Below are 22822 nucleotides of genomic sequence, written 5' to 3' on the forward strand. Positions count from 1 at the left end.
TGAATTGTTCTCGCTCAACAGGCTCACGTGCTTCATCGCGGTCGCCGAGGAACTTCACTTCGGCCGCGCCGCCGAGAGACTGCACATGACGCAGCCGCCGCTCAGTCGGCAAATACAGCAGCTCGAGAACGAGGTCGGCGTCCAGCTCATCGACCGCACCAGCCGTTCCGTGACGCTGACGGCGGCAGGCGTCGCGTTCCTTCCCGACGCCCGCCGGATCGTGCACCTGGCCGAAGGCGCAGTACTGACCGTGCGACGCGTCCCCACCGGCGATCTCGGTACCGTCACAGTCGGATTCACGGGCGCCTCCGCGCATGCGGTGTTGCCGCAGCTGCTTGAGAAAGCGAGAGAGCAGCTTCCCGACGTCAAAGTGGTTCTGCGCGAGATGGTCTCGGCGGTACAGATGGAGTCACTGGCGATCGGCGACATCGACCTCGGTCTTGCCAGGCCTCCGTTGAACAGGCCGGGCATCTCGTCCCGACCGGTGCTGCACGAGTCGTTCGTCGCCGCCCTTCCGGAATCGCACCCGCTCGCGCAGCACGACAAGTTGACGATCGAGGAATTCGACGACCAGCCGATCGTCATGTACTCGCCCGTCGATGCCCGGTACTTTCACGAGTTGCTGATCAGCACGTTCACCGTCGTCGGCGTCACGCCGCGGTACGTGCAGTACGTGACGCAGGTGCACACGATGTTGGTGCTGGTGCGCTCGGGAATCGGAATGGCACTGGTTCCCTCCTCGTCGAGGACCATGCAGCCTGAAGGCGTCGTGTTCCGGCCTATCGACACGACGCCGAAGCGACCGGTCGAGCTACACGCCGCCTGGCGGCCGGACAACGAGAACCCAGCGTTGCACAGATTCATGTCGGACGTCCTGCCTGCACGGGAATGGAGCTGACGGGGTGGGCTGGGGTTGGACTGACTCGGGCCCGGCTGGCGGGTGGGACTGACGCGGCTGGCGGGTTGGACGGGCACGGCTGGCGGGTGGGACGGGCACGGCTGGCGCGTTGGACTGACGCGGACTGACTCGGGCCCGGCTGGCGGTATCTGCGTCCAGGCATGACTGTGAGCGGTGCAGATTTCGCTCTGCACCGCTCGTGGAATCGTTTCGCGCAGGACAACGCGCGCCGAAGCTACGGCTCCGGGTTCTCCGGCTCGGAGTACAGATACTCCTGCGGATGGTGGTAGTGATTCACCATGCCGCGGCGATCCGGGTCGACGGATTCGGGTGGGTGCCACTGAGTTCGGCCCGGCTGGGGATGATCGGGGCCTGTCGTCGTCGTGGCCCAGTCGTTCGGACCGTCGCCGACGAGCGGATGGTGCAGGTCGCAACCGAAGGTGAGGGAGTCGATGTCGGTCTCGCCTCCGGTGGCCCACTCGTTCAGGTGGTGTACTTGGCACCAGGTCGCAGGACGGGTGCACATCGGGAACGTGCATCCCCGGTCTCGAGCCATCAGAACGATCCGCTGGTCCGCCGACGCGAGGCGCTTCGAGCGGCCGAGGTAGAGGGCCTGTCCGTCGTCGTCGAAAATCGCCAGGTAGTGGTGCGCGTGCGACGCCATCCGTATCGCATCGCGGACGGTCACCAGCGAACCGGTGCCCGTGACAGCATGCCCCGACGCGGTTTCCAGGTCCTTCGCCGTCATCGTGATCACTGCCGTCACCGGTAGGCCTCGGTGCTGGCCCAGATTCCCCGACGCCAGCATCTGACGCAGCACCGCCTTCATCGCATCGTGGTTTCGCTGGCCCTGGTTGCGCATATCCCGTCCGGCCCGGCGCTTCTCGTCCTCGGAGTTCACCGAGTCGCGGGCAGAAGCAGGATGATCCGCGGGGCCGGATTCGCTACCGGGGCTGTCGGAGTCCGCGGAACCGGACTCGCTACTGGGGCTGTCGGAGTCCGCGGAACCGGACTCGCCACCGGGGCTGTCGGAGTCCTCGTCACGGTCGAACAACGTCGGTTCGTCGTTCGACGTGTCGCTCGGGTCGTCCTCTGCGACTGGCTTCGGCTCGTCCGGGTTGCAGTTCCCCGCCTTCGCGTACTTGGCCAAAATCGGTTCGAGGTATGCACGGAACTCTGCGTCGATGACGAAGCTGCCCTTGCTGAGTCCGTCCTTGCCCTGCCGCCCGAGCCGGAAGAAGCACTTCGCTATCGAATCCTTCTCGTCCTTCAGCGTTCCGTCCGGATCCAGAAGCGCGTGCAGCCGCGCTGCGGCCACTCGAAGCTGTTCGGGCGTAACCTGTTTCGCCAGATCGGACAACAGGATCTCGGACTGGACCTTCGAATCGTGATCCACTGCTCCCGGCAGATCCTTGAAGAATTCGTCGATGACGGTGACGTGGGCGGCGTCGATGTGCCCGTCGCGGTGAGCCTCGGCAGTCGTCGGGTACTGCGGCTCCAGCTTCTCTCCCGTCAGCGCACGACCGTCGGCGATCTTGGCCGCGATCTTGATGCGCTTGCCTGCGACACTCGGGTCGACGAGCAACAAACTCGCCAACCGCGACGCATTCGTCCTGTCAGGAAGCACTGCCAGACCGTCGTTTTCGATCAGTTCGGTCAGCCAGGTGTGCGAGGTGCCGTACATCGCCCGAGAAAGCTTCTCCATCCGCACCAGAAGGGCACGGCGGTCGGCATCGTCGAGCATGCTCGTATCCACGTCCGCGACCGAATTCCACGCATTCTCCATGGATTCGACAGCAGCCAGGAGGGAGGCGTCGGAAATCGGCAGCACTGCCCGTGCGCTCGCAACCCCCACGTCATCGGCAAGGCCGGCGACACTCTCCCCCGAAAGCATGAACCCACACTAACCCAAGTTTTGCACTTTGTCGAACACTTGTTCGATAGCGGCTCCGCTGAGGCCCGCTAACGAAATGGGTCGACAGGACGACATAGAGTTGACACCCGGGGCGACATGACCTCGCTACGGGGCGTTGCGGCACCACGACAGCACTACGAAAGGAACACCCCTCACATGCTCGGCATCCTGTTCTCCCTCATCAACGACGCCATCGCAATCTTCACCAACGGCTCGAATCTCGGCTGGTGGTGACGTCCGTCCGCTGAGACGCAGTGAGCCCCCGACCTCGTATCGAGGCGGGGGCTCAGTCGTGGATGGACCCGAGACCTGGTCAGTCCAAGCAGAATTCATTGCCCTCGATGTCCTGCATCACTATGCAGGACTCGTCGACGCCGTCCGCGTGCTGAACTCGAACCTGCGTCGCACCGAGCGCGACCAGACGGGCTGACTCCGCCTCCAACACGCCGAGCCGCTCGTCACCTTCGAGTCCTGTCCCGACACGGACGTCGACGTGCACCCGATTCTTGACGACCTTGTCCTCGGGCACGCGTTGGAAGAACAGCCTCGGCCCGGCGCCGGTCGGATCGACGCATCCGGGACCGCGTCCCTGTGACGCGACGGGCAGGGTGGCGTCGTAATCGGTCCATGACGCGAACCCGTCAGGCGGGGTCGGTACGACGTACCCCAGAACCTCGCACCAGAAGTGCGTCAGCCGCTCTGGATCCGACGCGTCGAACGTGATCTGGACCTGCCTGACGTGAGCCATGAGGCCACTCCAGTCAGCGCGGCAACCCCACCGGCGGCTTGACGGCCGTCACCGGACATTGCGCTTCGAGGATGACACGCTGAGAGATGCTGCCCATCAACAGCTTTCCGACGGGTGAGCGACGACGGATCCCGATGACGAGAAGTTGTGTCCCTTCGACGTACGACAGGTCGATCAGGTTGTCTGCGTGCGATCGTCCCGGCTCGTTGTCGTGGATCTTCACCGCGACGCCCAGCCCGCCCGCTTCGTCGCGAGCGGATTCGACGGCGGCACCGAATGCGGCGTCGGCAGCGCTGTCCTCCTCGGCCACGATGATCAGATCCGTTCCACGCTGCACCGCCTCGGCGAACGCGAATGGCAACGCGCCCTTGCCTTCTGCTGTCGGCGAATAGCCGACGACGACGGTCATCGCGTCACCGGCGTCGTCAGCGTGCCGTCGGCCAGGAACTGATCGAGATTCTGCAATGTCAACGCCTCCATGGCGGCTCGGGTTTCCACTGTTCCGCTACCGACGTGCGGAAGCAGCACGACGTTGTCCAACGCCAGCAAGGCCTCGGGGACAGCGGGCTCGTTCGCGAACACGTCCAGCCCCGCCCCGGCGAGTCGGCCGTCGGTGAGACGTTCGACAAGAGCGTCCTCGTCGACGACGCTTCCCCGCGCGATGTTGATCAGGTAACCCTGCGGACCCAGGGCATCGAGGACGTCGGCGTCGACGAGATGTCGCGTTCCCTTTCCGCCCGACGCTGCGACTATCAGAACGTCGACGGCGCCCGCGAGAGCAGCCGGCGTCGAGAAGTACGTGTGCGGCGAACCGTCGACCTCGTTCCGGTTGTGATAGCTGATGGCACAACGGAAACCGACGAGGCGATCTGCGATGGCAGTACCGATCCGACCGAGTCCGATGATGCCCACTCTCTTTCCGGTGACCTGACGCGTCAGAGGTGTGTTGCCGTCGGAGATCCAGCGGCCCGCGCGGACGTAGCGGTCGGAGAACGACACCTGCCGCAATGCGTCGATCACCAACCCGATGGCGAGATCTGCGACGCAGTCGTTCAGCACGTCGGGAGTGTTGCTGACGCCGATGCCGCGCTGCGCGGCTGCGTCGACGTCGGTGGTGTCGTACCCGACGCCGAAGTGAACGATCGCGCCGAGGTTGGGCAGATGCGACATCAACTCCGCGTCGACGCCCGTGCGCCCCGAAGTGACCGCCGCAGTGATCGACTCACCGTGCTGAGAGAAGAAAGTCGCACGCTCGGAAGGCTCGGGAAGCACGAGGGCGTCGTAGTCGCCGGTAAGTGTGTCCATGAGTGACGGCTTCAATGGCCCGACTCGGAGCACCCTCCCGCTGCTGCGCGAATCACTCTGCACAACACCGTCTTTCGCCTTCTCGACTGTCGTCATTCGAAACTCCTCGCCGGGCCGGGGACGTGCGCGTTTTCTGGTACGTTATGTCGCCCGTCGGATACCTGTCCAACACGTAAATAACATGGATTGATACCCAAACGGCATGACCGAGCCTGGGTCGCAAGCATGGGTCACCTAACCACACCTCGTTCTACCAGGTCAGATGCCCTGCGCTGTGAGCTTGGTGGCTTACGAAAGCCCGATGTGACCCACGAAACTCCCTGCATACGGCGTCGACGCCTGTTGACGGCCCTACACCCCCCTCATAACGTGTGGCTACCGTCACACGCGGCGACAGCCCGTCACATTCTCCCCTTTGGAGGCCCCCATGAGCCCTGCACTCGAAGTGCAGCAGGGACGGACCACGCGCACCGCGATCACCATCGCTGGCGCACTTACGTTTTCGATGATCGCCACCGGATGCACGGTCGCGAACTCCGGCGCCGGCACGGCGGCGAGCGCAGATACTTTACGGATCGTCCTGCAGGAAGAACCTCCGACGCTGGAAGCCTGCGACGTGTCCATGACCTCCATCGGGGTGGTCACTCGGTCCAACATCACCGAACCGTTGATGGAGCGGAACCCGAGCGAAGGCACACTCGAACCGAAGCTCGCCGACTCCTGGACCCAGGTCTCCGACCGCGAGTGGACGTTCGCGCTGCACCCCGGAGTGACCTTCAGCGACGGCAGCCCGTTCGAGGCGGAGGACGCGGCGCACTCGATCGAGAGAGCCGTCAACTCGGACCTCGGATGCAACGTCGAGGGCTACGTCTTCGGCGACGCCGACCTCGACGTCCGCATCGTCGATCCGCTGACGATCAGCGTCGCCGCGCCTGCTGCCGACCCCATTCTCCCGCTCAAGCTGTCGTTCATCGAGATGGTGCCGCGGACGTACAGCATGACCGAACGCGTCCGCGAGCCGATCGGTACGGGCCCGTACGTCATCGACAACTGGGAATACGGACAGCGCCTGTCGTTGATCCGCAACGAGACGTACTGGGGCGACAAGCCGGACTACGCCCGCGCCACCTACCAGTGGCGTAGCGAGGGCAGCGTGCGCGCCTCGATGGTCTCCAACGGCGAGGCCGAGATCGCGACGTCACTCGGACCGGAGGACGGCGCAGGCGACCTCGGAGTCTCGTACCCCAACAACGAGACGACGGCTGTTCGCATCCAGCTCGAAGAGCCCCCTCTCGACGACATGCGAGTGCGTCAAGCGATCAATTACGCGGTCAACCGCGACGGCATCGTCGACGCGTTGTTCCAGGGCCTCGGAAAGCCTGCCGCGCAGCTGATCTCGGACGGCGTCATCGGATACAACGACGAGTTGACCCCGTGGCCGTACGACCCCGAGAAGGCACAGCAACTCATCGACGAAGCCCGCGCCGACGGCGTTCCCGTCGACGCCCCCATCCGGCTGATCGGACGGACCGGGCAGTTCCCCAAGGTCAACGAGACACTCGAAGTCGTCCAGCATGCACTGTCGAAGATCGGCATGAACGTCTCCATCGAGATGACGGACTCCGCCGGCACCGCCGAGTACCAGGAACGTCCGTTCCCGAACGTCGGGCCGTATCTACTCGTCATCCAGCACGGCAATCAGGCAGGCGACGCGGCGTTCACCGCCGATCAGTACCTGAAGAGCGACGGCTTCCAGAGCGCCGGTGGCACAGCGGAATTCGACGAGCGTGTCGACGAGGCCGCGGCCCTCACCGGGGATGCGCGTCAGGAAGCGTACGAACAGCTCTTCGCCGACGAGCCCGCGGACATCATGCAGATGGCGTTCATCGCCCATATGGAAGGTGTTCTCGCCAAGGCGGACTCGGTCGACTACACACCCAACTCCGCAACCGTCGACGAGATGCATCTCGCAGCGATGACGCGCGTCGACTCCACCGAAACGGACTGAGGCCGAACATGTTCAGATTCCTCCGTCGCCGGATCTACACCAGCCTCGTGCCGCTGATCGTCGTCCTGTTGGGCGTGTTCCTACTGGCGCGACTCACCGGTGACCCGACGAGCCTCTACCTCCCCGAATCCGCGACTCAGGCTCAGCGCGAGGCGTTCCGGGCGTCGAACGGGCTCGATCAGCCTCTGCTGACGCAACTCTGGGACTACCTCCAGGGCGTCGTGCATCTCGATTTCGGCGACTCCCTGCGCACCGGTGAGGCCGCGTCGACGATGGCGTTGCGCGCATTCCCCGCGACGCTGCAGCTCGCGTTCATGACGATGTTCCTCGCCGTTCTCGGCGCGATCGTCATCGGATGCTGGGCCGCCTACCGCCCCAACTCGCTGGCCGACCGCGTCTCGAGCCTGCTGTCCATGACCGCGGCCAGCATCCCGGACTTCTGGTTCGCGATCATGGGTGTGTGGCTGTTCGCCGTCACGTTCGGGGTGCTGCCGACGTCGGGCACCGGTGCGGGAATGCTGTCCTGGATCCTCCCGATCGCCACGCTGCTGATCCGTCCGCTCGGCGTCCTCACCCAGGTCGTCCGCGGAGCGATGGTCGCGGCGTTGTCCGCGCCCTACGTTCGACTCGCGAGAAGCAAAGGCGCAAGCGATGTTCGCGTCGTCACGCACCACGCACTGCGCAACGCCGCAGCCCCGGCACTGACCGTCGCGGGCGACCTGATGGTCGGTCTCGTCAACGGAGCCGTCGTCGTCGAAGCGATCTTCGGGTGGCCCGGCATCGGCAAGCTCATGATCGACGCGATCCTGCAGCGCGACTTCGCGGTCCTCCAAGCGGCGGTTCTGCTGACGGCCGTCAGCATCTTCCTTCTCAACGTCGTCATCGACGCCTGCTACGCACTGCTCGACGCCCGTGTTCGCGACAAGGCGAAGGTCTAGGAGGCCACCATGTCACTCGATTTCGACGCACCGAAAACGTCGGAGCCCGAGGAGGTTCCGGCCGGAAAGCCTGCCTCACGTACGAGCTCCGCTCCGCTGTGGCGGCTGCTGCTGCGTGACCGAGTCGCCACCGTCGCCGCCGGGATTCTCGTCCTGGTGTTCCTGACGGCGATCTTCGGGCCGATGCTCGTCGGCGACGCAGCCACCGACCAGGATCTGAGTCGGTCGAACCTCCCGCCGTTCACCCTCGATACCGGGTGGATGAACGTCCTCGGGACCGATCCCCTCGGACGCAGCATGCTCGCACGCTTGATCGTCGCGTGCCAGACCACGCTGTCGGTGGCGATCCCCGCAGTCATCCTGTCGGCGATCGTAGGCTCGATCATCGGAATGTGGGCCGGCTATCACCGGGGATGGCGCGAGACCACGGCGATGCGCGTCGCCGACGTCATCATGAGCTTTCCGTCGTTGCTCATGGCCGTCGTCGTGTTGTACGTCTTCTCGCCCAGCGCCGCGAACATCGTTCTGATCCTCGCGATCACGCGTATTCCGATCTACCTCCGCACTGCGCGTGCGGAGTCCGCGGAACTGCAGAGTCGGCTGTTCGTCGACGCCGCCCGCACGTTCGGCGCGTCGAGCGGCGCGGTGATCCGACGTCACGTCGCGCCCATCCTGCTCCCCACGTTGCTGACCGTCGCCACGCTGGATTTCTGCTTCGTCATGCTGGCCGAATCGTCGCTCAGCTTCCTGGGCATCGGTATTCAGCCGCCCGACGTCAGTTGGGGTCTCATGGTCGCGCAGGGCCGCACCTACCTGCAGACCGCATGGTGGCTGTCGTTCTTCCCCGGCCTCGCCATCGTCATCACCACCGTGTCGGCCACCGTGCTCGCCGCCTGGGCACGCATCGCGACCGACCCGGCGCAGCGGTGGCGCCTGACCGTCCCCCGTTCCGCCAAGTCCCGCCTCGTTCCCGTCCGAAAGGTCGTCTCATGAGTGCACCTGCCGTCGTCCGCCCCGACACCGACCGTGTCGCCATGGACGTCCGCGATCTGACGGTCGACCTACGCACGCCGTCGGGCGTGATCCGAGCCGTCGATCACGTCACGTTCAGCGCGCGACGCGGCGAAACCCTGGCTCTCCTCGGCGAGTCCGGCTGCGGTAAGTCCATGACCGCGCAAGCCGTCGTCGGACTGCTCGAACCGATCGCCGACATCACCGACGGTTCCGTCGAGCTCGGGGACGTCGATCTGGTGACCGCCAAGACCAAGGTTCGACGCCACATCGCAGCCACCGAACTGGCGATCGTCTTCCAGGACGCGCTGACGGCACTGAACCCCGTGTACACCGTCGGCACCCAGTTGGCCGAGCCCTTCCGGATTCACCGCGGTATGTCTGCGAAAGCTGCGCGCGAAGAGGCGATTTCGCTGATGCGACGCGTCGGCATCCCGCAGCCGGAGTCCCGCGCCGATTCGTATCCTCACCAGTTCTCCGGAGGTATGCGTCAGCGCTTGCTCATCGCGATGGCCGTCGCGCTCAGTCCGTCGGTGCTGCTCGCCGACGAGCCGACCACCGCGCTCGACGTGACCGTGCAGGCTCAGATCATGACGCTGCTGCGCGAACTGCGCACCGAACACGACATGGCTGTCATCCTCATCACGCACGACCTCGCGCTCGTCGCGGAGGAGGCCGACCGCGTCGCGATCATGTATGCCGGCAACGTCGTCGAAACCGGGCTTGTGTCGGAGGTTTTCGCGAACCCACGCCATCCGTACACCAAGGGTCTGCTCGACTCGGTACCCGTGCACGCAGCGCGCGGTGAGGATCTGAAATCCATCGGCGGCACTCCACCCGATCTGCATTCCATTCCCGACGGATGCGTCTACCAAGCTAGATGCCCCCTCGCACGGGACATCTGTCGCGCGCAGCGACCCACGCTGGAAGCCGTCGGCGACGGTCGTTTCTCTGCCTGCCATTTCTCGAACGAGGTGTCCCATGTCTGATCAGTTGTTGACGGTCCGCGGATTGAACAAGACCTTCAAGGTGGGCGGCGGCAACCTCCGCGCACTCGATTCGATCGACCTCGACCTGCGCCGCGGTGAAACACTCGGCCTCGTCGGCGAATCCGGCTGTGGTAAATCCACTCTCGCACGAACGCTGATGATGCTGGAACGCCCGGACGGCGGAACGGTGAACTTCGACGGCGTCGACCCGTTCGGTCTGCGCGGCAAGGAACTGCTGGGCTTTCGCCGACGCGTACAGATGGTGTTCCAGGACCCGTACGGGTCACTGAACGCCCGCATGAACGCAGCCGACATCATCAGTGAACCGTGGCGAACACACAAGGGGCTGTACAAGACTCGCCGCGACCGCTCGGCTCGGGTGCGTGAACTTCTGCACCTCGTGGGGCTGCGTCCCAGTGACGAACACCGATTCCCGCAGGAGTTCTCCGGCGGCCAGCGTCAGCGTCTCGGAATCGCGCGTGCGTTGGCATTGAACCCCGACGTCATCATCTGCGACGAGCCGGTGTCCGCGTTGGATCTCTCCGTGCAGGCGCAGGTCCTCAATCTGCTGAACGATCTGCAGAAGCAGCTCGGGATCTCGTACGTGTTCATCTCGCACGACCTGTCCGTGGTGCGCCACGTCGCCGATCGTGTGGCCGTCATGTACCTCGGTCGGATCGTCGAGTCCGGTGCGACCGAGGCCGTCTTCGACCGCCCGAGCCACCCTTACTCGGCAGCGTTGATGTCGGCAGCACCGAAACTCGACGCGGAGGCGCGCGGCGAGCGCATCCTGTTGAAGGGCGAGGTGCCGTCGCCGCTGAACCCGCCGTCGGGCTGCCGTTTTCGGACGCGCTGCTGGAAGGCGACCGACAAGTGCAGCTCGGATGCGCCGCCGGTTGCGTTGGACCGCAACGAATCCGACCACATGGCCGAATGCCACTACCCGCTCGTCGACGACGACCTCGGCCTCGTGGCCGCCGGGTGATAGGGGGTCTGACCACGGTCGGGTTCGCAGTCGTCGCCGCCTCGATCTTCTTCGCATCGGCGATGCAGGCGTCGATCGGTTTCGGGATGGGCATGTTGGCTGCACCCATCGTCGCGATCGTCGACCCGGGTCTGGTGCCCGGCACGCTGATCATGTTGGCGATCGTCGTCAGCACGATGGTGCTCATTCGCGACGGGACGGCGCTCGACCTGTCCGGAGCGAGCTGGGCACTCGCGGGTCGGGTGCCGGGCACCATCGCCGGCGCTCTGCTCCTGGTCGCGCTACCCGAGCGCGGACTGGCCTTGATGCTCGCGTTCGTCGTTCTGCTCGGTATCGGTTTGACGTCTCTGGGATGGATTCCATTGCCGCGCAGACGAAATCTTGTGGTCGCAGGCGCGGCATCCGGACTGCTCGCGACGGCGACGTCGATCGGCGGCCCACCGATGGCGCTGGTGTGGCAGCGGAACACCGGAGCGAAGTTGCGCTCGACGATGAGCGCCTTCTTTCTGGTCGGTTCGGTCCTGTCGCTGGTCGCGCTCGCCGCCGCCGGTGCGGTCACGCTGCACACCGCGTGGTTGTTTCTGCTGCTGACGCCGGCGGCGATTCTCGGTTACGTGTTGTCGCGCTTCGTGAATCGCGTCATGGACCGCCGCCGGTTGAGGCTGATGGCCATCGCGGTCTCGACCGTCGGTGCCGTCGTTCTGATCGGCCAGCAGCTCCTCTCGTGAGTGCGAATGTACAGCGCCTTCGGGTCGCTCCGCAGGCTACGCTCCTGCCGGCTGTGCATTCGCGCTCACGGGCGGGAGGCGGCCTCGGCGTATCGCTCCCGAATCGTAGGCGTCGGATCCGCCTCGTACGTCCGAGCGCGCGCCGACGCCCACTGCGGTGGTTCCGCGGTGCCGGCGAGTGTCCAGGCCGCCTGCCGTGCAGCACCGTCGGCGACGTATTCGCCCGGCTCCGGCACGACGACCGGTACACCGAAGATCGCAGGCGCCAGCTCACGAACTGCCGCGGACTTCGCGCCGCCGCCGATGAGCAGCACCCGTCGCGTCTCGATCCCGGCCGCGCGTAGCGCGTCGATACCGTCGGCCAGCCCGCACAGCAGCCCTTCGACCGCGGCACGCGCCAGATGCCCCGGCGTCGAATTGTGCAGTCGCAGACCGTGAATCGAACCGGACGCATCCGGCCGGTTCGGCGTCCGCTCCCCTTCGAAGTACGGCACCAGCACCAGGCCATCGCTCGCGGTGGACAATGCCAGCGAAGACAATTCGTCGTGATCGACGCCGAGAAGCGACGCCGTCGCGTCGAGCACCCGGGCGGCGTTGAGCGTGCAGACCAGCGGCAGCTGCCTGCCGGTGGCGTCGGCGAATCCGGCGATGATGCCCGACGGGTCGGCCGCCCCGACGTCGGTGACCGCGGAGACGACACCCGACGTACCGATCGATACGACGACGTCACCGACACCGGCCGCGAGTCCGAGTGCGGCAGCGGCATTGTCGCCGGTGCCGGGTCCGATGATCGCACCGCTCGCCGTCTCGCCGATGCGTTCCGACGGTCCCGCGACCCGCGGCAACCGCGGCTTACGGCCTCGCATACCGAGTTCCAGCAAGTCTTCGCGGTACGTGTTCGTGGCCGCGGAGAAGTATCCCGTGCCGCTGGCGTCACCGCGATCGGTGGCCAGGGTGTCGAGGCTGCCTGCGCCACCGAGGTGCCAACTCAACCAGTCGTGCGGAAGGCATACGGCCGCAGTACGATCCGCGTTCGTGGGCTCGTTGTCCGCGAGCCACCGCAGCTTGCTGACGGTGATCGAGGCGAGCGGGACGACGCCGACGGCATCGGCCCACTGTTGCGCACCCACCTCGTCGACGAGGTCGCGCGCCGAAGCCGCCGACCTGATGTCGTTCCAGAGCAAGGCCGGCCGCACGACAGCGCCCCCGTCGTCGAGACAGACCATTCCGTGCTGCTGCGCGCCGACGGCCACCGCGTCGACATCGTCGAGACCGCCCGCGTCGGCGACTGCAGTGTCGAGCGCAACCTTCCACGCCGCCGGGTCGATCTCGGTGCCGTCGGGATGCTTGGCCCGCCCGCTGCGCACCAGCTCTCCCGAATCGGCATCGCGGACAAACACTTTGCACGATTGGGTGGACGAATCGATACCTGCGACGAGAGCCAAGATCTTCTTCCCTTCCCACGTGGCACTGCTTACCGGTGACCCTACCGCCAGTAGCAGGGCGCCGAGGGATTCCGCTACGTTCGTCAGCTATGCGTGACACCGAGGATTCCGACGCCTTTCGCCTTGCCGTGGCGAAAGCTGCCCTCGACCTGTTTTCCGCCAACGGGTACGACGCGACGTCGGTCGACGACATCGCCGAGGCCGCCGGCATTTCGCGTCGCACGTTCTTTCGCCAGTTCCGTGGCAAGGACGACGTCATCTTCGCCGATCACGAAATTCTGCTGACCCAGGCCGCGGAATTCCTCGACCGTGACCACGACGATCCCTGGGTCGCGGTCTGCGACGCCGCCCAGCTCGTGTTCGATCGGTTCTCCGGATGGAAGGAGTACGCGACACTCCGTTACCAGGTGGTGCACGTCAATCCGGCACTGCGTGACAGGGAGATCGTGACGGTATTCCGCTACGAGCGCCTCTTCGTCGACTATCTGCGTCGGGCCGTCCCCGACCACTCGCACCTCGAGACGATCCAGTTCTGTGCGTCGGTCACCGCTACCCACAACTTCGTGTTGCGACGCATGATCCGCGACGGCGTCGCGACCGCGCCTGCGGATCTGCAGGCCGCGTTGTCCAAGGTCAGGGCCAGCTTTCAGCCGTCGTCGGACGAGGTCATCGTCGCCGTTTTCCCGCGCGGGGTATCGCGAGATGCCGTCGTCGACGCAATTTCGGAGCAGCTGGGGCGCTGACCGGGCGTTTCGCCCGCATTCCGACCGCATCGATGGCGCTCTCGAGCCGTCTATCGACTGCCGCGGCCCATCGATGCGGATTCGCACGCGACCACCTGGCACCGAGTGCCAGCCGGCCCTTGATTCGCAACGCCGACCGCCGTACTCTGGAACCATCCGTGGCACTCAGTGCCGACGATCGATACCAAGGAGACAGCCGCTCATGGCCGGAAACCCGGACTTCGATCTCTTCAAGCTTCCCGAGGAGCACGACGAGTTGCGCGCAGCCATTCGTGCGCTCGCCGAGAAGGAGATCGCGCCGTACGCGAAGGACGTCGACGAGAACTCGCGCTTCCCCGAAGAGGCGCTGACCGCTCTCAACAACTCGGGCTTCAACGCCATTCACGTCCCCGAGGAGTACGACGGCCAGGGCGCCGATTCCGTCGCGACGTGCATCGTCATCGAAGAGGTCGCACGTGTCTGCGGATCGTCGTCGTTGATCCCCGCCGTCAACAAGCTCGGCACGATGGGCCTCATCCTCAACGGCTCCGACGAGCTGAAGAAGCAGGTCCTTCCGTCGCTCGCCGGTGGTGCGATGGCGTCGTACGCACTGTCCGAGCGTGAGGCCGGTTCCGACGCTGCGAGCATGCGTACCCGCGCCGCGGCCGACGGTGACGACTGGGTCCTCAACGGCTCGAAGTGTTGGATCACCAACGGCGGCAAGTCCGACTGGTACACGGTCATGGCCGTCACCGATCCCGACAAGGGCGCCAACGGCATCTCCTCGTTCGTGGTGCACAAGGACGACGAAGGATTCGTCGTCGGCCCCAAGGAGAAGAAGCTCGGCATCAAGGGCTCGCCGACGGCCGAACTCTACTTCGAGAACTGCAAGATCCCCGGCGATCGCATCATCGGCGAACCCGGCACCGGCTTCAAGACGGCGCTGCAGACGCTCGACCACACGCGTCCCACCATCGGCGCACAGGCCGTCGGCCTCGCGCAGGGAGCACTGGACGCCGCGATCGAATACACGAAGGACCGCAAGCAGTTCGGGCAGTCCATCAGCAACTTCCAGGCGGTGCAGTTCATGCTCGCCGACATGGCGATGAAGGTGGAAGCCGCGCGCCTCATGGTCTACACCTCCGCTGCGCGCGCCGAGCGCGGTGAGAAGAACCTCGGTTTCATCTCCGCCGCATCAAAGTGCTTCGCGTCCGACGTCGCCATGGAGGTCACCACCGACGCCGTCCAGCTGTTCGGCGGTGCCGGCTACACGACCGACTTCCCGGTCGAGCGCATGATGCGCGACGCCAAGATCACGCAGATCTACGAGGGCACCAACCAGATTCAGCGTGTCGTCATGTCGCGGGCGCTGCTGAAATGAGCATCGAACTCGTAGGTGTCATCGGCGGTGGCACGATGGGCGCAGGTATCGCCGAGGTCGCAGCCCGCTCGGGATCCTCGGTCATCGTGCTCGAGACCACCCAGGAAGCAGCCGACGCGGCCGAGGCTCGGCTCGACAAGTCGTTCGCGCGCGCCGTCAAATCCGGTCGCATCGAGGCCGACGCTGCCGAGAAAGCCCGTGCGGCAATCACTCTCACGCTCGATATCGACGATTTCGCGGATCGCGATCTCGTCGTCGAGGCCGCGCCGGAGATCGAATCGCTCAAGCTGGAGCTGTTCGGCAAGCTCGACGCGATCGTGAAGCCGGAAGGCATTCTGGCGACCAACACGTCGTCGATCCCGGTCATCAAGATGGCGAACGCGACGAAGCGGCCCGGCAAGGTCGTCGGTGTCCACTTCTTCAACCCGGTGCCGGTGCTGCCGCTCGTGGAGATCGTAGTCAGCCTCGTCACCGAGGAAGACACCGTTGCTGCGGTCACCGACTACGCAGCGAACACGTTGGGCAAGAAGACCATTCGCTCCGGTGATCGCGCGGGCTTCATCGTCAACGCCCTCCTCATCCCCTACATGGTGTCGGCGATTCGCATGCTCGAGTCCGGCTTCGCGAGCGCCGAGGACATCGACGACGGCATGGTCAACGGTTGCGCGCACCCGATGGGTCCGTTGCGTCTGACCGACACCGTCGGTCTGGATGTCACCTTGGCCGTCGCCGAGTCCCTGTACGCCGAATTCCGTGAGCCGCACTACGCGCCGCCGCCTCTGCTGCAGCGCATGGTCGACGCCGGACAGCTCGGCCGCAAGACGGGCAAGGGTTTCTACACCTACTGAGTGCGGCTGCGCCACCCGTGCGCGGAAAGTCGGTCCATAGGCCGACTATCCGCGCACGGGCGCCGAAGGCGCACTCAGAAATTCCCCCGCGCCGCCTGTTCGCGCTCGATCGCCTCGAACAGTGCCTTGAAGTTCCCGATGCCGAAGCCGAGCGAGCCGTGGCGTTCGATCAGCTCGAAGAACACCGTCGGCCTGTCGACGAGCGGCTTGGTGAATATCTGCAGCAGATAGCCGTCCTCGTCACGGTCCACGAGGATGCCGCGCTTCTGAAGTTCCTCCACCGGCACACGGACGTCGCCGATGCGCGCACGCAACTCCGGATCCTGGTAGTAGGACTCCGGTGTCGCCAGGAACTCGATGCCCTCCTCGACCAGCACGTCCACGGATCGCAGAATGTCTTGCGTCGCAAGGGCGATGTGCTGCACACCCGGTCCGCGATAGAAGTCCAGATACTCGTCGATCTGCGAACGCTTCTTCCCGACGGCCGGCTCGTTGAGCGGAAACTTCACTCGGTGGTCTCCGCTGGCCACTACCTTGCTCATCAACGCCGAGTAGTCGGTGGCGATGTCCTCGCCGACGAACTCGGCCATGTCGGTGAACCCCATGACGCGGTGGTAGAAGTCGACCCATCGATTCATGTTGCCGAGTTCGACGTTGCCGACGACATGGTCGAGCGCTTGGAATACTGTGCGGCCGTGTCGATGTCCCGCCGAAGCACGCGCCGTGTACCCCGGCAGGTAGGGGCCCGTGTACCGCGACCGGTCGACGAGGGTGTGCCGCGTGTCCCCGTACGTCCCGATCGATGCGAGCCGTACGACCCCGTGCTCGTCGGAGACGTCGTACGGCTCGACGAGCACGGTCGCGCCCTGCCGTCGCGCATGCTCGATGCACTTGTCGACGTCGGGTACCGCCAACGCGACGTCGACGATGCCGTCACCGTGTCGCCGATGGTGCTCGACGAGTTCGCTCGACGGGTCGACCGCACCCTCGATCACGAATCGCACTGCGCCACTGATCAGAACGTAACTGTGCCGATCACGGTGTCCGGTCGTCGGCCCCGAATAGGCCACCAGTTCCATGCCGAATGCGGATCGGAAGAAGTGCGCTGTCTGCGTCGCGTTCCCGACGACCCATACCAGCGCGTCCCATCCGTTCACCGGAAACGGATCGGCGGAGGCGTCGTACTCCACCAATCCGACGAGTTGGCGCAGCGCACGGGCGTCGAGGGAAGCGAGTCGTTCGTCGTCGGTGAGTAGCTGATCGATGCTCATGCTGCTACCACAGAGGATCGCGACCAGGTAGTCAATCGGACGAGCAACAGCTAGGCCGATTGCCGAATCCTGCACACGACCACGCACCCTTTCTCTACACTTTGCTCACATGGAGCTGGATGCGCTGGACTTCGCGGTGCTCGAGGCCGTTCACGAACGCCCGAGGGCCGGAGTGCTCGAACTGTCTCGGAGCTTGAAGATCGCACGCGCCACTGTGCAGGCACGGATGAAGAAGCTCGAAGACTGCGGCGTCGTCGCCGGCTACGAACCTCGTCTCGACGTCGAAGCGGCAGGTTTCGGGGTCCAGGCGTTCGTCACCCTGGAGATCGCGCAGGGCGCACTGGACAGCGTGACCGACGAACTGTCGTCCATCCCAGGCGTTCTCGAAGCGTTCGCGACGACGGGAGCCGGGGATGTGCTGTGCCGGATCGCGGCCGCGTCGCACATGGGCTTGCAGCACGTACTACTGGAACTCAATCGTTCCGGCGTCGTCGTGCGATCGACGAGCGTGGTGGTTCTGTCGGTTCTGATTCCCTACCGCTCGATGCCGCTGCTGCGGACTCTCGATACCGGCAAGGGGGCGAAGTCGCCCGCGTACCGCGGTGCGCACCCACCCGTGCGTGGCTAGTTGGCCCAGAGTCCGACCATCCACGCACGGGCGGCGAAGCCGCACTAATCTTTCGGACCACCCGCGGCGTACACGACCTGACCCGAGATGAAGCCTGCACCCTCGCTGACGAAGAACGACGCGAGGTGCGCGATGTCGTCGGGATGTCCGACGCGGTTGACCGGAATCTGCGCTGCCGCAGCTGCTTTGAAGTCCTCGAAGGGCACGCCGACGCGCTCCGCGGTGGCTGCCGTCATCTCGGTCTCGATGAAGCCCGGTGCGATGGCGTTGGCGGTGACACCGAACTTGCCGAGCTCGATAGCGAGGGTCTTCGTGAAGCCCTGCATACCCGCCTTGGCGGCCGCGTAATTCGCCTGTCCACGGTTGCCGAGAGCCGACGTGCTGGACAAGTTGACGATGCGCCCCCACTTCGCATCGATCATGTGCTTCTGCACCGCACGCGTCATCAGGAACGAGCCGCGAAGATGCACGCCCAGAACGGAATCCCAATCGTCGACGGTCATCTTGAACAGAAGGTTGTCACGGGTGATGCCCGCATTGTTGACGAGAACGGTCGGGGCACCGAATTCGGAGGCGATCCGGTCCACCGCGGTTCGAACCGATTCTTCGTCGGCGACGTTCGCGCCGATGGCGACGGCGTGCCCGCCCGCGGACTGGATGGCGCCGACGGTGTCCGCGCAGGCGGACTCGTCGAGGTCGACGACAGCGACACCGAATCCGTCCTTGGCCAGACGCTTGGCGACGGCTGCGCCGATTCCGCGGGCGCTTCCGGTCACTACGGCAGTCTTGATCTGATCACTCACGTGCATCTCCTGAAGTTGCGATCGATGAGAACCTCGAACTGTTTCTACCAAACCTCAGTACGCAACTACCGCCCCGTCGACGGCTTTCTGCAGTCCGGTCGACACGACCCGGGCAATGTCGATCGGTTTGTCCGGCAGGTCCCGGATCGGGGTGTCGATGTACACCGACGCGGACTTCAGCTTGGTCGATTCGGGCCCGTAGCTCAGACCGATGCAGACGAGGATCGGTTCGACCCCGAGTTTCCGCGCCCGCACTGCGATATGGCCGATCCCGCTGCCGACCTTTTGGACCTGCGTCGGATCCTCCAGATTGCACGTGCCCTCGGGGAAGATCGCGAGGTCGTCTCCGCGTCGCATTCTCTCGGCGCTGATGTCCATCATGCGGTTTCCTGCTGCGCTGACGGCCCGCATGCCGTGATTCTTGCCGCGAAACACGGGGATGCCGCCCATCATGTCGATTCGCCTGCGCTGCTTCGATTCCTGGAACAGCTCGTCCTTCGCCAGCACCCGGGTGCGACCGATGACGGGACGCAGCGGACTCGACCATGCCGTGGCCGCGACGGTGTAGGGGTCGGTCTCGGTGAGGTGATTGATGGCGATGATCAACCGCGCGTCGTCGTAGACCAGCCTGCGCAACTCCTCGCGTGCACCGTCGGGGTAACGCAGCCGAGGCTTGAAGCGTCGGGCAAGGGCTGCATAGGCGAGACGCGCAACCTGCCGGTTCTGTTGGTGCCGTAGATAGAAGTCGTAGACGGCCTGATCGTTTTCGAGAACTACGGCGGGGCGCTCCATGCGGAAAGCTTAGACGGTCGGACGCGGGCCACCGCCGCTCCTTCGTTCACGTGTAAGTCCCGGTTTGCCGGGTATGCGACACGGCAGCCACTCGTGCGCACCTACGGCAACCTGAAGGGACTGAGGACCATGGCAGAGCAGAAGAAACCACGTAACCCTCGCTGGATAAAGACGGCCGAGAATCGCGCCGGACTCGCCTGCATGTTGCTCGGCCTGGTGTCCGCCGGGCTGTTCATCGTGGCCCTCGGGGGCGGCTTCGAAGGATGGGCGTTGATCGCAGGCATCGCCGTGATCGCCATCTTCACGACCGGCCTGCTGTGCTTCCGCGCAAGTGCGAAGAACGCGCAAGACCCGACTCCCGTTGTGTACCATCCGGATTCACCCGATGTGGTGTTCGACGTGGATCGCAACACAGGCGAGCGCACCCCGCACGACAACACGCCACACGACCGCACGACGCACGACCGCTAGCCCGGCCGAATCAGGTAGTTCCTCGACGACGCAGCGCCGGTCCGAGGCGGTCGATGTGCGCCTTCACGCCGGCGACGATGTCGATCGCCTCGTTGCTCATGACCCATTGCAGCTGTAGACCGTCGCTGACGGCCAGGCATTCACGCGCGACGGCGTCGTAGTCGATGTCGGGGTCCAAGCCGTCACGGTCGATCCCGGCGCGCAGGCGCTCACCCAATCCTTGCACCGCGATGTCGTACCGACCTGCGTACACCTCGTGCGCCGGGCTCGACGGGTCCGCAGCTTCGGCGTTGACCAGCACGAGCAACGAGATCAGCCCCGGCTCGGCGAGATATCGACGCGTCGCATCGACCATGTACTGAAGCGTCGCCAGCCCGATCACGTCGTCGGGCAACGCGTCCCACCACCTCGCGGACGACTCGAAGCGCTCCTGCGCGACGGCCACGAGCAGATGCTTCTTCGATCGGAAGTGGTGGAGCAGACCACCTTCGCTGATACCGACGTCCGACGCGATCGTGGTCATCGCGGTGCGGTGGTACCCCTCGCTCGCGAATCGCGCCGCTGCCGCCTCGACGATGTGCTGCCTTCGTTCGTCTCCGACGGAGTACCTCCCACGCGCCATGACGCACGACAGTACTCGCGCCGGTCCGTCGGCGGAAACAAGGGATCCTTTGTTTTGGTGTACGGTTGACGCATGGAGAAACTCGACATCGAGTTCGCACCCGGCCTTCTACTCGACGTCGTCGCCCCCGATGGGGCATCGAATCGCCCCGCGATCGTGTGGGTGCACGGTGGCGGGTGGCGGATGCAGGACAGGAAAGCGCGACCCGATTTCGCACGCCACTTCGTCGAACGCGGTTTCGTCATGGTCTCGATCGACTACCGACTTACTCCGGGCACGACGTTCCCCGGCCAGCTACACGACGTCCGCGCGGCCGTTCGGTGGCTGAGGAACCATGCCGACGAGTTCGGGGTGGACCCGAACCGGATCGGTATGTGGGGATCGTCCGCAGGCGGACATCTCGCTGCACTGACCGGTATCCATTCGAGTCGACTCGCTCTCGACGGCGAGGAGCCACACGGCGTCAGCAGTGCCGTTCAGGCCGTCGTCGACGGCTACGGACCGACAACCTTCGAGAGCCAGAGCGACGACTCGCCCGAGGCCGCTCTACTGGGCGGCCCCCTACGCGAGAACGTCGAACTCGCCCGCGCGGCAAGCCCTGCATGGCAGGTCGGCACCGGCGTCCCGCCGTTTCTGATCGCGCACGGCACCGCGGACACACTCGTCCCTGCGTCGCACAGCATCGCGCTGCACGACGCGTTACGCACGGCGCGCCACGATTCCACCCTGTACCTCGTGCAGAACTTCGGGCACGGATTCTTCAACCCCGGCACCGTTCTCGAGTTGGGTCCAGGCGTCTTTCTCGACCAGGGGCGGCTCGAAGCCGAGCCCGACGCCCCTGCCGAGATCCGACGCGACACCACGACGCACGGCCATCTGTCGATGGACACCATTGCACGATTCTTCGAACACCATCTAGGACAAGGACTTTCCGCGTGATCACCTCAGAGATTCCATCCATCGAGGACACACATTCGCTGATTCCCGAAGTCGATCGCCTACCGGGGCGGTGCGCTCCCTACTTCATCTCGTCCGGCGAGGGCCTTCGGTACGACCTCGGTGGTCAACTCGTCACCGTCATCGCTCGCCCGGAGGACACCGGTGGGCAATTCGGCGCCGCCTACGTCTACGGAGGCAAGGGCGTGGAGACTCCGTTCGTTGCACACGATCGCGAACACACCTTCCTGTACGTTCTGGAAGGCCGAATCCAATTGTGGCTCCCCCGCGAGACCCAGGTCCTCATCCCCGGCGACTGCGCCACGATCCCGGCGGGCACCCCGTACGCGTACCGAATGACGGCTCACGCCAACAAGTTTCTGAGCTGGACCACCGCCGGGGACGGCCATGCCATGGCCACGGCGCAGGGCACCGCCACCCAGTCGCACGTGTTCACCGGAACCAGCTCGCCGTTGCGCGATTCGGAGCTCGCCGATCAGTTCGGAATTCGCTACGCGAACCTCGAGAAGATCGACCGCCCGGCACTGACCGGGAAGGCGCTGCCCCATCACGCGACACCGTTCGTCGTCAAGGCGGGCGAGGGTGAGCGGTGGAAGAGCTCGGGGCAGCTCAACACCTACCTTGCGCGCTCCAGGAACACCGCTGGTACCTACTTCGCGGTGCACACGCGGGGCGCCAAGAGCCCCTACATTCCCCGGCACTTCCACCGCGCACACACCGAGAACTTCTTCTGTACCGAGGGAAGAATTCTGCTGCACGTCAACGGCCAGGAGATCCTGCTCACCAAGGGCGACTTCGTACACGCACCCGCGGGAACGGTCCACAGCTTCGCGTTCGACGGCAACAGCACTCAGATGCTCGGGATTCTCACCACCGGCATCTTCGAGAAATTCTTCGAATACATGAACACACCCACGGACGACAACGTCCACGACGAGTTGAATCCCGGCTCGTTCCCCGAGTCCGGATTTGCTCGCGCTCGCGCCGAGTTGGACCTCGTCGTGGTGGGACCGCCGCCAGCTCGACGGTAATTTCTTAGACCGGTCAAAATTGTCTTAACATATGCACACGAAGTGGTGTACTCTTCAAGCACCATCGTGACACAGCACACACGACAGACCGCGAACCGGCCCGTCCCGAACTCGGAAGGACACATCCATGTCTGCCTCCAACGCAGCCGTGTCCAACACGCCAGAACTCACCCCAGCCCTCGCGCAGCGGGTGCACCGGCATCACGTCGTCATCATCGGCTCCGGGTTCGGCGGCCTGTTCGCAGCGAAACAACTGCGTAAGGCCAATGTCGACGTCACGCTGATCGCGAAGACCACCCACCACCTGTTCCAGCCACTGCTGTACC

25 protein-coding genes are annotated in these 22822 nt (G+C 65.0%); 16 read left to right on the forward strand and 9 right to left on the reverse strand.

What is annotated here, in order from left to right:
- Window positions 1–4: 4 nt before the first annotated feature.
- Complete coding sequence (locus DK926_RS25185) at window positions 5–898, forward strand: LysR substrate-binding domain-containing protein (protein ID WP_068427612.1); 894 nt, start codon at window positions 5–7, stop codon at window positions 896–898.
- Window positions 899–1133: 235 nt separating this feature from the next.
- Here DK926_RS25185 and DK926_RS25190 read toward each other — a convergent pair whose 3' ends face one another.
- Window positions 1134–2792, reverse strand: a complete 1659-nt coding sequence (locus DK926_RS25190) for a DUF222 domain-containing protein (protein ID WP_114332670.1) — start codon at window positions 2790–2792, stop codon at window positions 1134–1136.
- A gap of 117 nt (window positions 2793–2909) precedes the next feature.
- On the opposite strand from DK926_RS25190, the gene DK926_RS26820 reads away from it, so the two are divergent.
- Window positions 2910–3047, forward strand: a complete 138-nt coding sequence (locus DK926_RS26820; protein WP_157105356.1) for a hypothetical protein — start codon at window positions 2910–2912, stop codon at window positions 3045–3047.
- 79 nt (window positions 3048–3126) lie between these two features.
- Here the strand turns inward: DK926_RS26820 and DK926_RS25195 are convergent, their stop codons facing one another.
- The 3 genes from DK926_RS25195 to DK926_RS25205 are packed head-to-tail and all read right to left on the reverse strand — an operon-like array spanning window position 3127 to window position 4962.
- Entirely contained in the window at window positions 3127–3561 is a 435-nt protein-coding gene (locus DK926_RS25195; RefSeq protein WP_114332671.1) for a VOC family protein, read from the reverse strand.
- A gap of 13 nt (window positions 3562–3574) precedes the next feature.
- A complete protein-coding gene (locus DK926_RS25200) occupies window positions 3575–3970 on the reverse strand; it encodes a universal stress protein (RefSeq protein WP_114332672.1) in 396 nt (131 codons plus the stop codon).
- Complete coding sequence (locus tag DK926_RS25205; protein ID WP_207890912.1) at window positions 3967–4962, reverse strand: 2-hydroxyacid dehydrogenase; 996 nt, start codon at window positions 4960–4962, stop codon at window positions 3967–3969. Before DK926_RS25205 ends, DK926_RS25200 begins: the two co-directional genes overlap by 4 nt.
- Before the next feature lie 331 nt (window positions 4963–5293).
- Here DK926_RS25205 and DK926_RS25210 point away from each other — a divergent pair, with 331 nt between their 5' ends.
- From DK926_RS25210 to DK926_RS25235, 6 genes are read left to right on the forward strand one after another with little or no spacing between them, the layout of a single operon-like run.
- Window positions 5294–6874 (forward strand): ABC transporter substrate-binding protein, encoded by a 1581-nt coding sequence (locus DK926_RS25210; RefSeq protein WP_165839667.1) that lies wholly within the window; start codon window positions 5294–5296, stop codon window positions 6872–6874.
- Between the two features lie 8 nt (window positions 6875–6882).
- Window positions 6883–7812 carry an ABC transporter permease gene (locus DK926_RS25215; protein WP_114332673.1) on the forward strand — a complete coding sequence of 310 codons (930 nt, stop codon included), beginning with the start codon at window positions 6883–6885 and terminating at the stop codon, window positions 7810–7812.
- Window positions 7813–7821: 9 nt separating this feature from the next.
- Window positions 7822–8805, forward strand: a complete 984-nt coding sequence (locus DK926_RS25220) for an ABC transporter permease (RefSeq protein WP_114332674.1) — start codon at window positions 7822–7824, stop codon at window positions 8803–8805.
- Window positions 8802–9812 carry an ABC transporter ATP-binding protein gene (locus tag DK926_RS25225; protein WP_114332675.1) on the forward strand — a complete coding sequence of 337 codons (1011 nt, stop codon included), beginning with the start codon at window positions 8802–8804 and terminating at the stop codon, window positions 9810–9812. Before DK926_RS25220 ends, DK926_RS25225 begins: the two co-directional genes overlap by 4 nt.
- Window positions 9805–10797 carry an oligopeptide/dipeptide ABC transporter ATP-binding protein gene (locus DK926_RS25230; protein WP_114332676.1) on the forward strand — a complete coding sequence of 331 codons (993 nt, stop codon included), beginning with the start codon at window positions 9805–9807 and terminating at the stop codon, window positions 10795–10797. Before DK926_RS25225 ends, DK926_RS25230 begins: the two co-directional genes overlap by 8 nt.
- Before the next feature lie 8 nt (window positions 10798–10805).
- Complete coding sequence (locus DK926_RS25235; protein WP_207890913.1) at window positions 10806–11525, forward strand: sulfite exporter TauE/SafE family protein; 720 nt, start codon at window positions 10806–10808, stop codon at window positions 11523–11525.
- A 65-nt stretch (window positions 11526–11590) separates the two neighbouring features.
- Here the strand turns inward: DK926_RS25235 and xylB are convergent, their stop codons facing one another.
- The gene (xylB, locus tag DK926_RS25240) at window positions 11591–12970 is read right to left on the reverse strand and encodes a xylulokinase (protein WP_114332678.1); all 1380 of its coding nucleotides are present in this window, start codon (window positions 12968–12970) and stop codon (window positions 11591–11593) included.
- An 89-nt stretch (window positions 12971–13059) separates the two neighbouring features.
- Here xylB and DK926_RS25245 point away from each other — a divergent pair, with 89 nt between their 5' ends.
- From DK926_RS25245 to DK926_RS25255, 3 genes are all read left to right on the forward strand, one after another.
- Window positions 13060–13713 carry a TetR/AcrR family transcriptional regulator gene (locus tag DK926_RS25245; protein ID WP_114332679.1) on the forward strand — a complete coding sequence of 218 codons (654 nt, stop codon included), beginning with the start codon at window positions 13060–13062 and terminating at the stop codon, window positions 13711–13713.
- Between the two features lie 202 nt (window positions 13714–13915).
- Window positions 13916–15073 carry an acyl-CoA dehydrogenase gene (locus DK926_RS25250; RefSeq protein ID WP_068427511.1) on the forward strand — a complete coding sequence of 386 codons (1158 nt, stop codon included), beginning with the start codon at window positions 13916–13918 and terminating at the stop codon, window positions 15071–15073.
- A gap of 2 nt (window positions 15074–15075) precedes the next feature.
- Window positions 15076–15921, forward strand: coding sequence for a 3-hydroxybutyryl-CoA dehydrogenase (locus DK926_RS25255; protein WP_279387107.1), 846 nt, complete (start codon window positions 15076–15078; stop codon window positions 15919–15921).
- Window positions 15922–15995: 74 nt separating this feature from the next.
- On the opposite strand, the gene hppD is transcribed toward DK926_RS25255, so the two are convergent.
- On the reverse strand, window positions 15996–17192 hold the full coding sequence (gene hppD / locus DK926_RS25260; protein ID WP_114332681.1) for a 4-hydroxyphenylpyruvate dioxygenase: 1197 nt from the start codon (window positions 17190–17192) through the stop codon (window positions 15996–15998).
- Between the two features lie 109 nt (window positions 17193–17301).
- On the opposite strand from hppD, the gene DK926_RS25265 reads away from it, so the two are divergent.
- On the forward strand, window positions 17302–17820 hold the full coding sequence (locus DK926_RS25265) for an Lrp/AsnC ligand binding domain-containing protein (protein WP_114332682.1): 519 nt from the start codon (window positions 17302–17304) through the stop codon (window positions 17818–17820).
- A 44-nt stretch (window positions 17821–17864) separates the two neighbouring features.
- On the opposite strand, the gene fabG is transcribed toward DK926_RS25265, so the two are convergent.
- Window positions 17865–18623: a 3-oxoacyl-ACP reductase FabG gene (fabG, locus tag DK926_RS25270; protein WP_068427338.1), complete on the reverse strand. Its 759-nt coding sequence runs from the start codon at window positions 18621–18623 to the stop codon at window positions 17865–17867.
- Between the two features lie 54 nt (window positions 18624–18677).
- Entirely contained in the window at window positions 18678–19415 is a 738-nt protein-coding gene (locus tag DK926_RS25275; RefSeq protein ID WP_114332683.1) for a 1-acyl-sn-glycerol-3-phosphate acyltransferase, read from the reverse strand.
- Between the two features lie 129 nt (window positions 19416–19544).
- Here DK926_RS25275 and DK926_RS25280 point away from each other — a divergent pair, with 129 nt between their 5' ends.
- Window positions 19545–19886, forward strand: coding sequence for a hypothetical protein (locus tag DK926_RS25280; protein ID WP_114332693.1), 342 nt, complete (start codon window positions 19545–19547; stop codon window positions 19884–19886).
- Window positions 19887–19896: 10 nt separating this feature from the next.
- On the opposite strand, the gene DK926_RS25285 is transcribed toward DK926_RS25280, so the two are convergent.
- Window positions 19897–20508, reverse strand: a complete 612-nt coding sequence (locus DK926_RS25285) for a TetR/AcrR family transcriptional regulator (protein WP_114332684.1) — start codon at window positions 20506–20508, stop codon at window positions 19897–19899.
- 72 nt (window positions 20509–20580) lie between these two features.
- Between DK926_RS25285 and DK926_RS25290 the strand changes: the two genes are divergently transcribed.
- From DK926_RS25290 to DK926_RS25300, 3 genes are all read left to right on the forward strand, one after another.
- Window positions 20581–21447: an alpha/beta hydrolase gene (locus DK926_RS25290; RefSeq protein WP_114332685.1), complete on the forward strand. Its 867-nt coding sequence runs from the start codon at window positions 20581–20583 to the stop codon at window positions 21445–21447.
- Complete coding sequence (locus DK926_RS25295) at window positions 21444–22496, forward strand: quercetin 2,3-dioxygenase (RefSeq protein ID WP_114332686.1); 1053 nt, start codon at window positions 21444–21446, stop codon at window positions 22494–22496. The genes DK926_RS25290 and DK926_RS25295 overlap by 4 nt, the downstream gene beginning before the upstream one ends.
- 127 nt (window positions 22497–22623) lie before the next feature.
- The coding region (locus tag DK926_RS25300) for an FAD-dependent oxidoreductase (RefSeq protein WP_114332687.1) at window positions 22624–22822 on the forward strand (199 nt) is incomplete at its 3' end.

Source organism: Rhodococcus sp. Eu-32, from assembly GCF_003336925.1.
GTDB classification, from domain to species: domain Bacteria; phylum Actinomycetota; class Actinomycetes; order Mycobacteriales; family Mycobacteriaceae; genus Rhodococcoides; species Rhodococcoides kyotonensis_B.

Bases quoted from the DNA above. Each gene is read 5' to 3' on its own strand.
- DK926_RS25280 (WP_114332693.1), top strand. From the start codon at position 19,545: ATGGCAGAGCAGAAGAAACCACGTAACCCTCGCTGGATAAAGACGGCC.
- DK926_RS25230 (WP_114332676.1), top strand. From the start codon at position 9,805: ATGTCTGATCAGTTGTTGACGGTCCGCGGATTGAACAAGACCTTCAAG.
- DK926_RS25225 (WP_114332675.1), top strand. From the start codon at position 8,802: ATGAGTGCACCTGCCGTCGTCCGCCCCGACACCGACCGTGTCGCCATG.
- DK926_RS25195 (WP_114332671.1), bottom strand. From the start codon at position 3,561: ATGGCTCACGTCAGGCAGGTCCAGATCACGTTCGACGCGTCGGATCCA.
- DK926_RS25205 (WP_207890912.1), bottom strand. From the start codon at position 4,962: ATGACGACAGTCGAGAAGGCGAAAGACGGTGTTGTGCAGAGTGATTCG.
- DK926_RS25250 (WP_068427511.1), top strand. From the start codon at position 13,916: ATGGCCGGAAACCCGGACTTCGATCTCTTCAAGCTTCCCGAGGAGCAC.
- DK926_RS25245 (WP_114332679.1), top strand. From the start codon at position 13,060: ATGCGTGACACCGAGGATTCCGACGCCTTTCGCCTTGCCGTGGCGAAA.
- hppD (WP_114332681.1), bottom strand. From the start codon at position 17,192: ATGAGCATCGATCAGCTACTCACCGACGACGAACGACTCGCTTCCCTC.
- DK926_RS25290 (WP_114332685.1), top strand. From the start codon at position 20,581: ATGGAGAAACTCGACATCGAGTTCGCACCCGGCCTTCTACTCGACGTC.
- DK926_RS25215 (WP_114332673.1), top strand. From the start codon at position 6,883: ATGTTCAGATTCCTCCGTCGCCGGATCTACACCAGCCTCGTGCCGCTG.
- DK926_RS25275 (WP_114332683.1), bottom strand. From the start codon at position 19,415: ATGGAGCGCCCCGCCGTAGTTCTCGAAAACGATCAGGCCGTCTACGAC.
- DK926_RS25265 (WP_114332682.1), top strand. From the start codon at position 17,302: ATGGAGCTGGATGCGCTGGACTTCGCGGTGCTCGAGGCCGTTCACGAA.
- DK926_RS25190 (WP_114332670.1), bottom strand. From the start codon at position 2,792: ATGCTTTCGGGGGAGAGTGTCGCCGGCCTTGCCGATGACGTGGGGGTT.
- DK926_RS25210 (WP_165839667.1), top strand. From the start codon at position 5,294: ATGAGCCCTGCACTCGAAGTGCAGCAGGGACGGACCACGCGCACCGCG.
- DK926_RS25285 (WP_114332684.1), bottom strand. From the start codon at position 20,508: ATGGCGCGTGGGAGGTACTCCGTCGGAGACGAACGAAGGCAGCACATC.
- DK926_RS26820 (WP_157105356.1), top strand. From the start codon at position 2,910: ATGACCTCGCTACGGGGCGTTGCGGCACCACGACAGCACTACGAAAGG.
- DK926_RS25220 (WP_114332674.1), top strand. From the start codon at position 7,822: ATGTCACTCGATTTCGACGCACCGAAAACGTCGGAGCCCGAGGAGGTT.
- DK926_RS25200 (WP_114332672.1), bottom strand. From the start codon at position 3,970: ATGACCGTCGTCGTCGGCTATTCGCCGACAGCAGAAGGCAAGGGCGCG.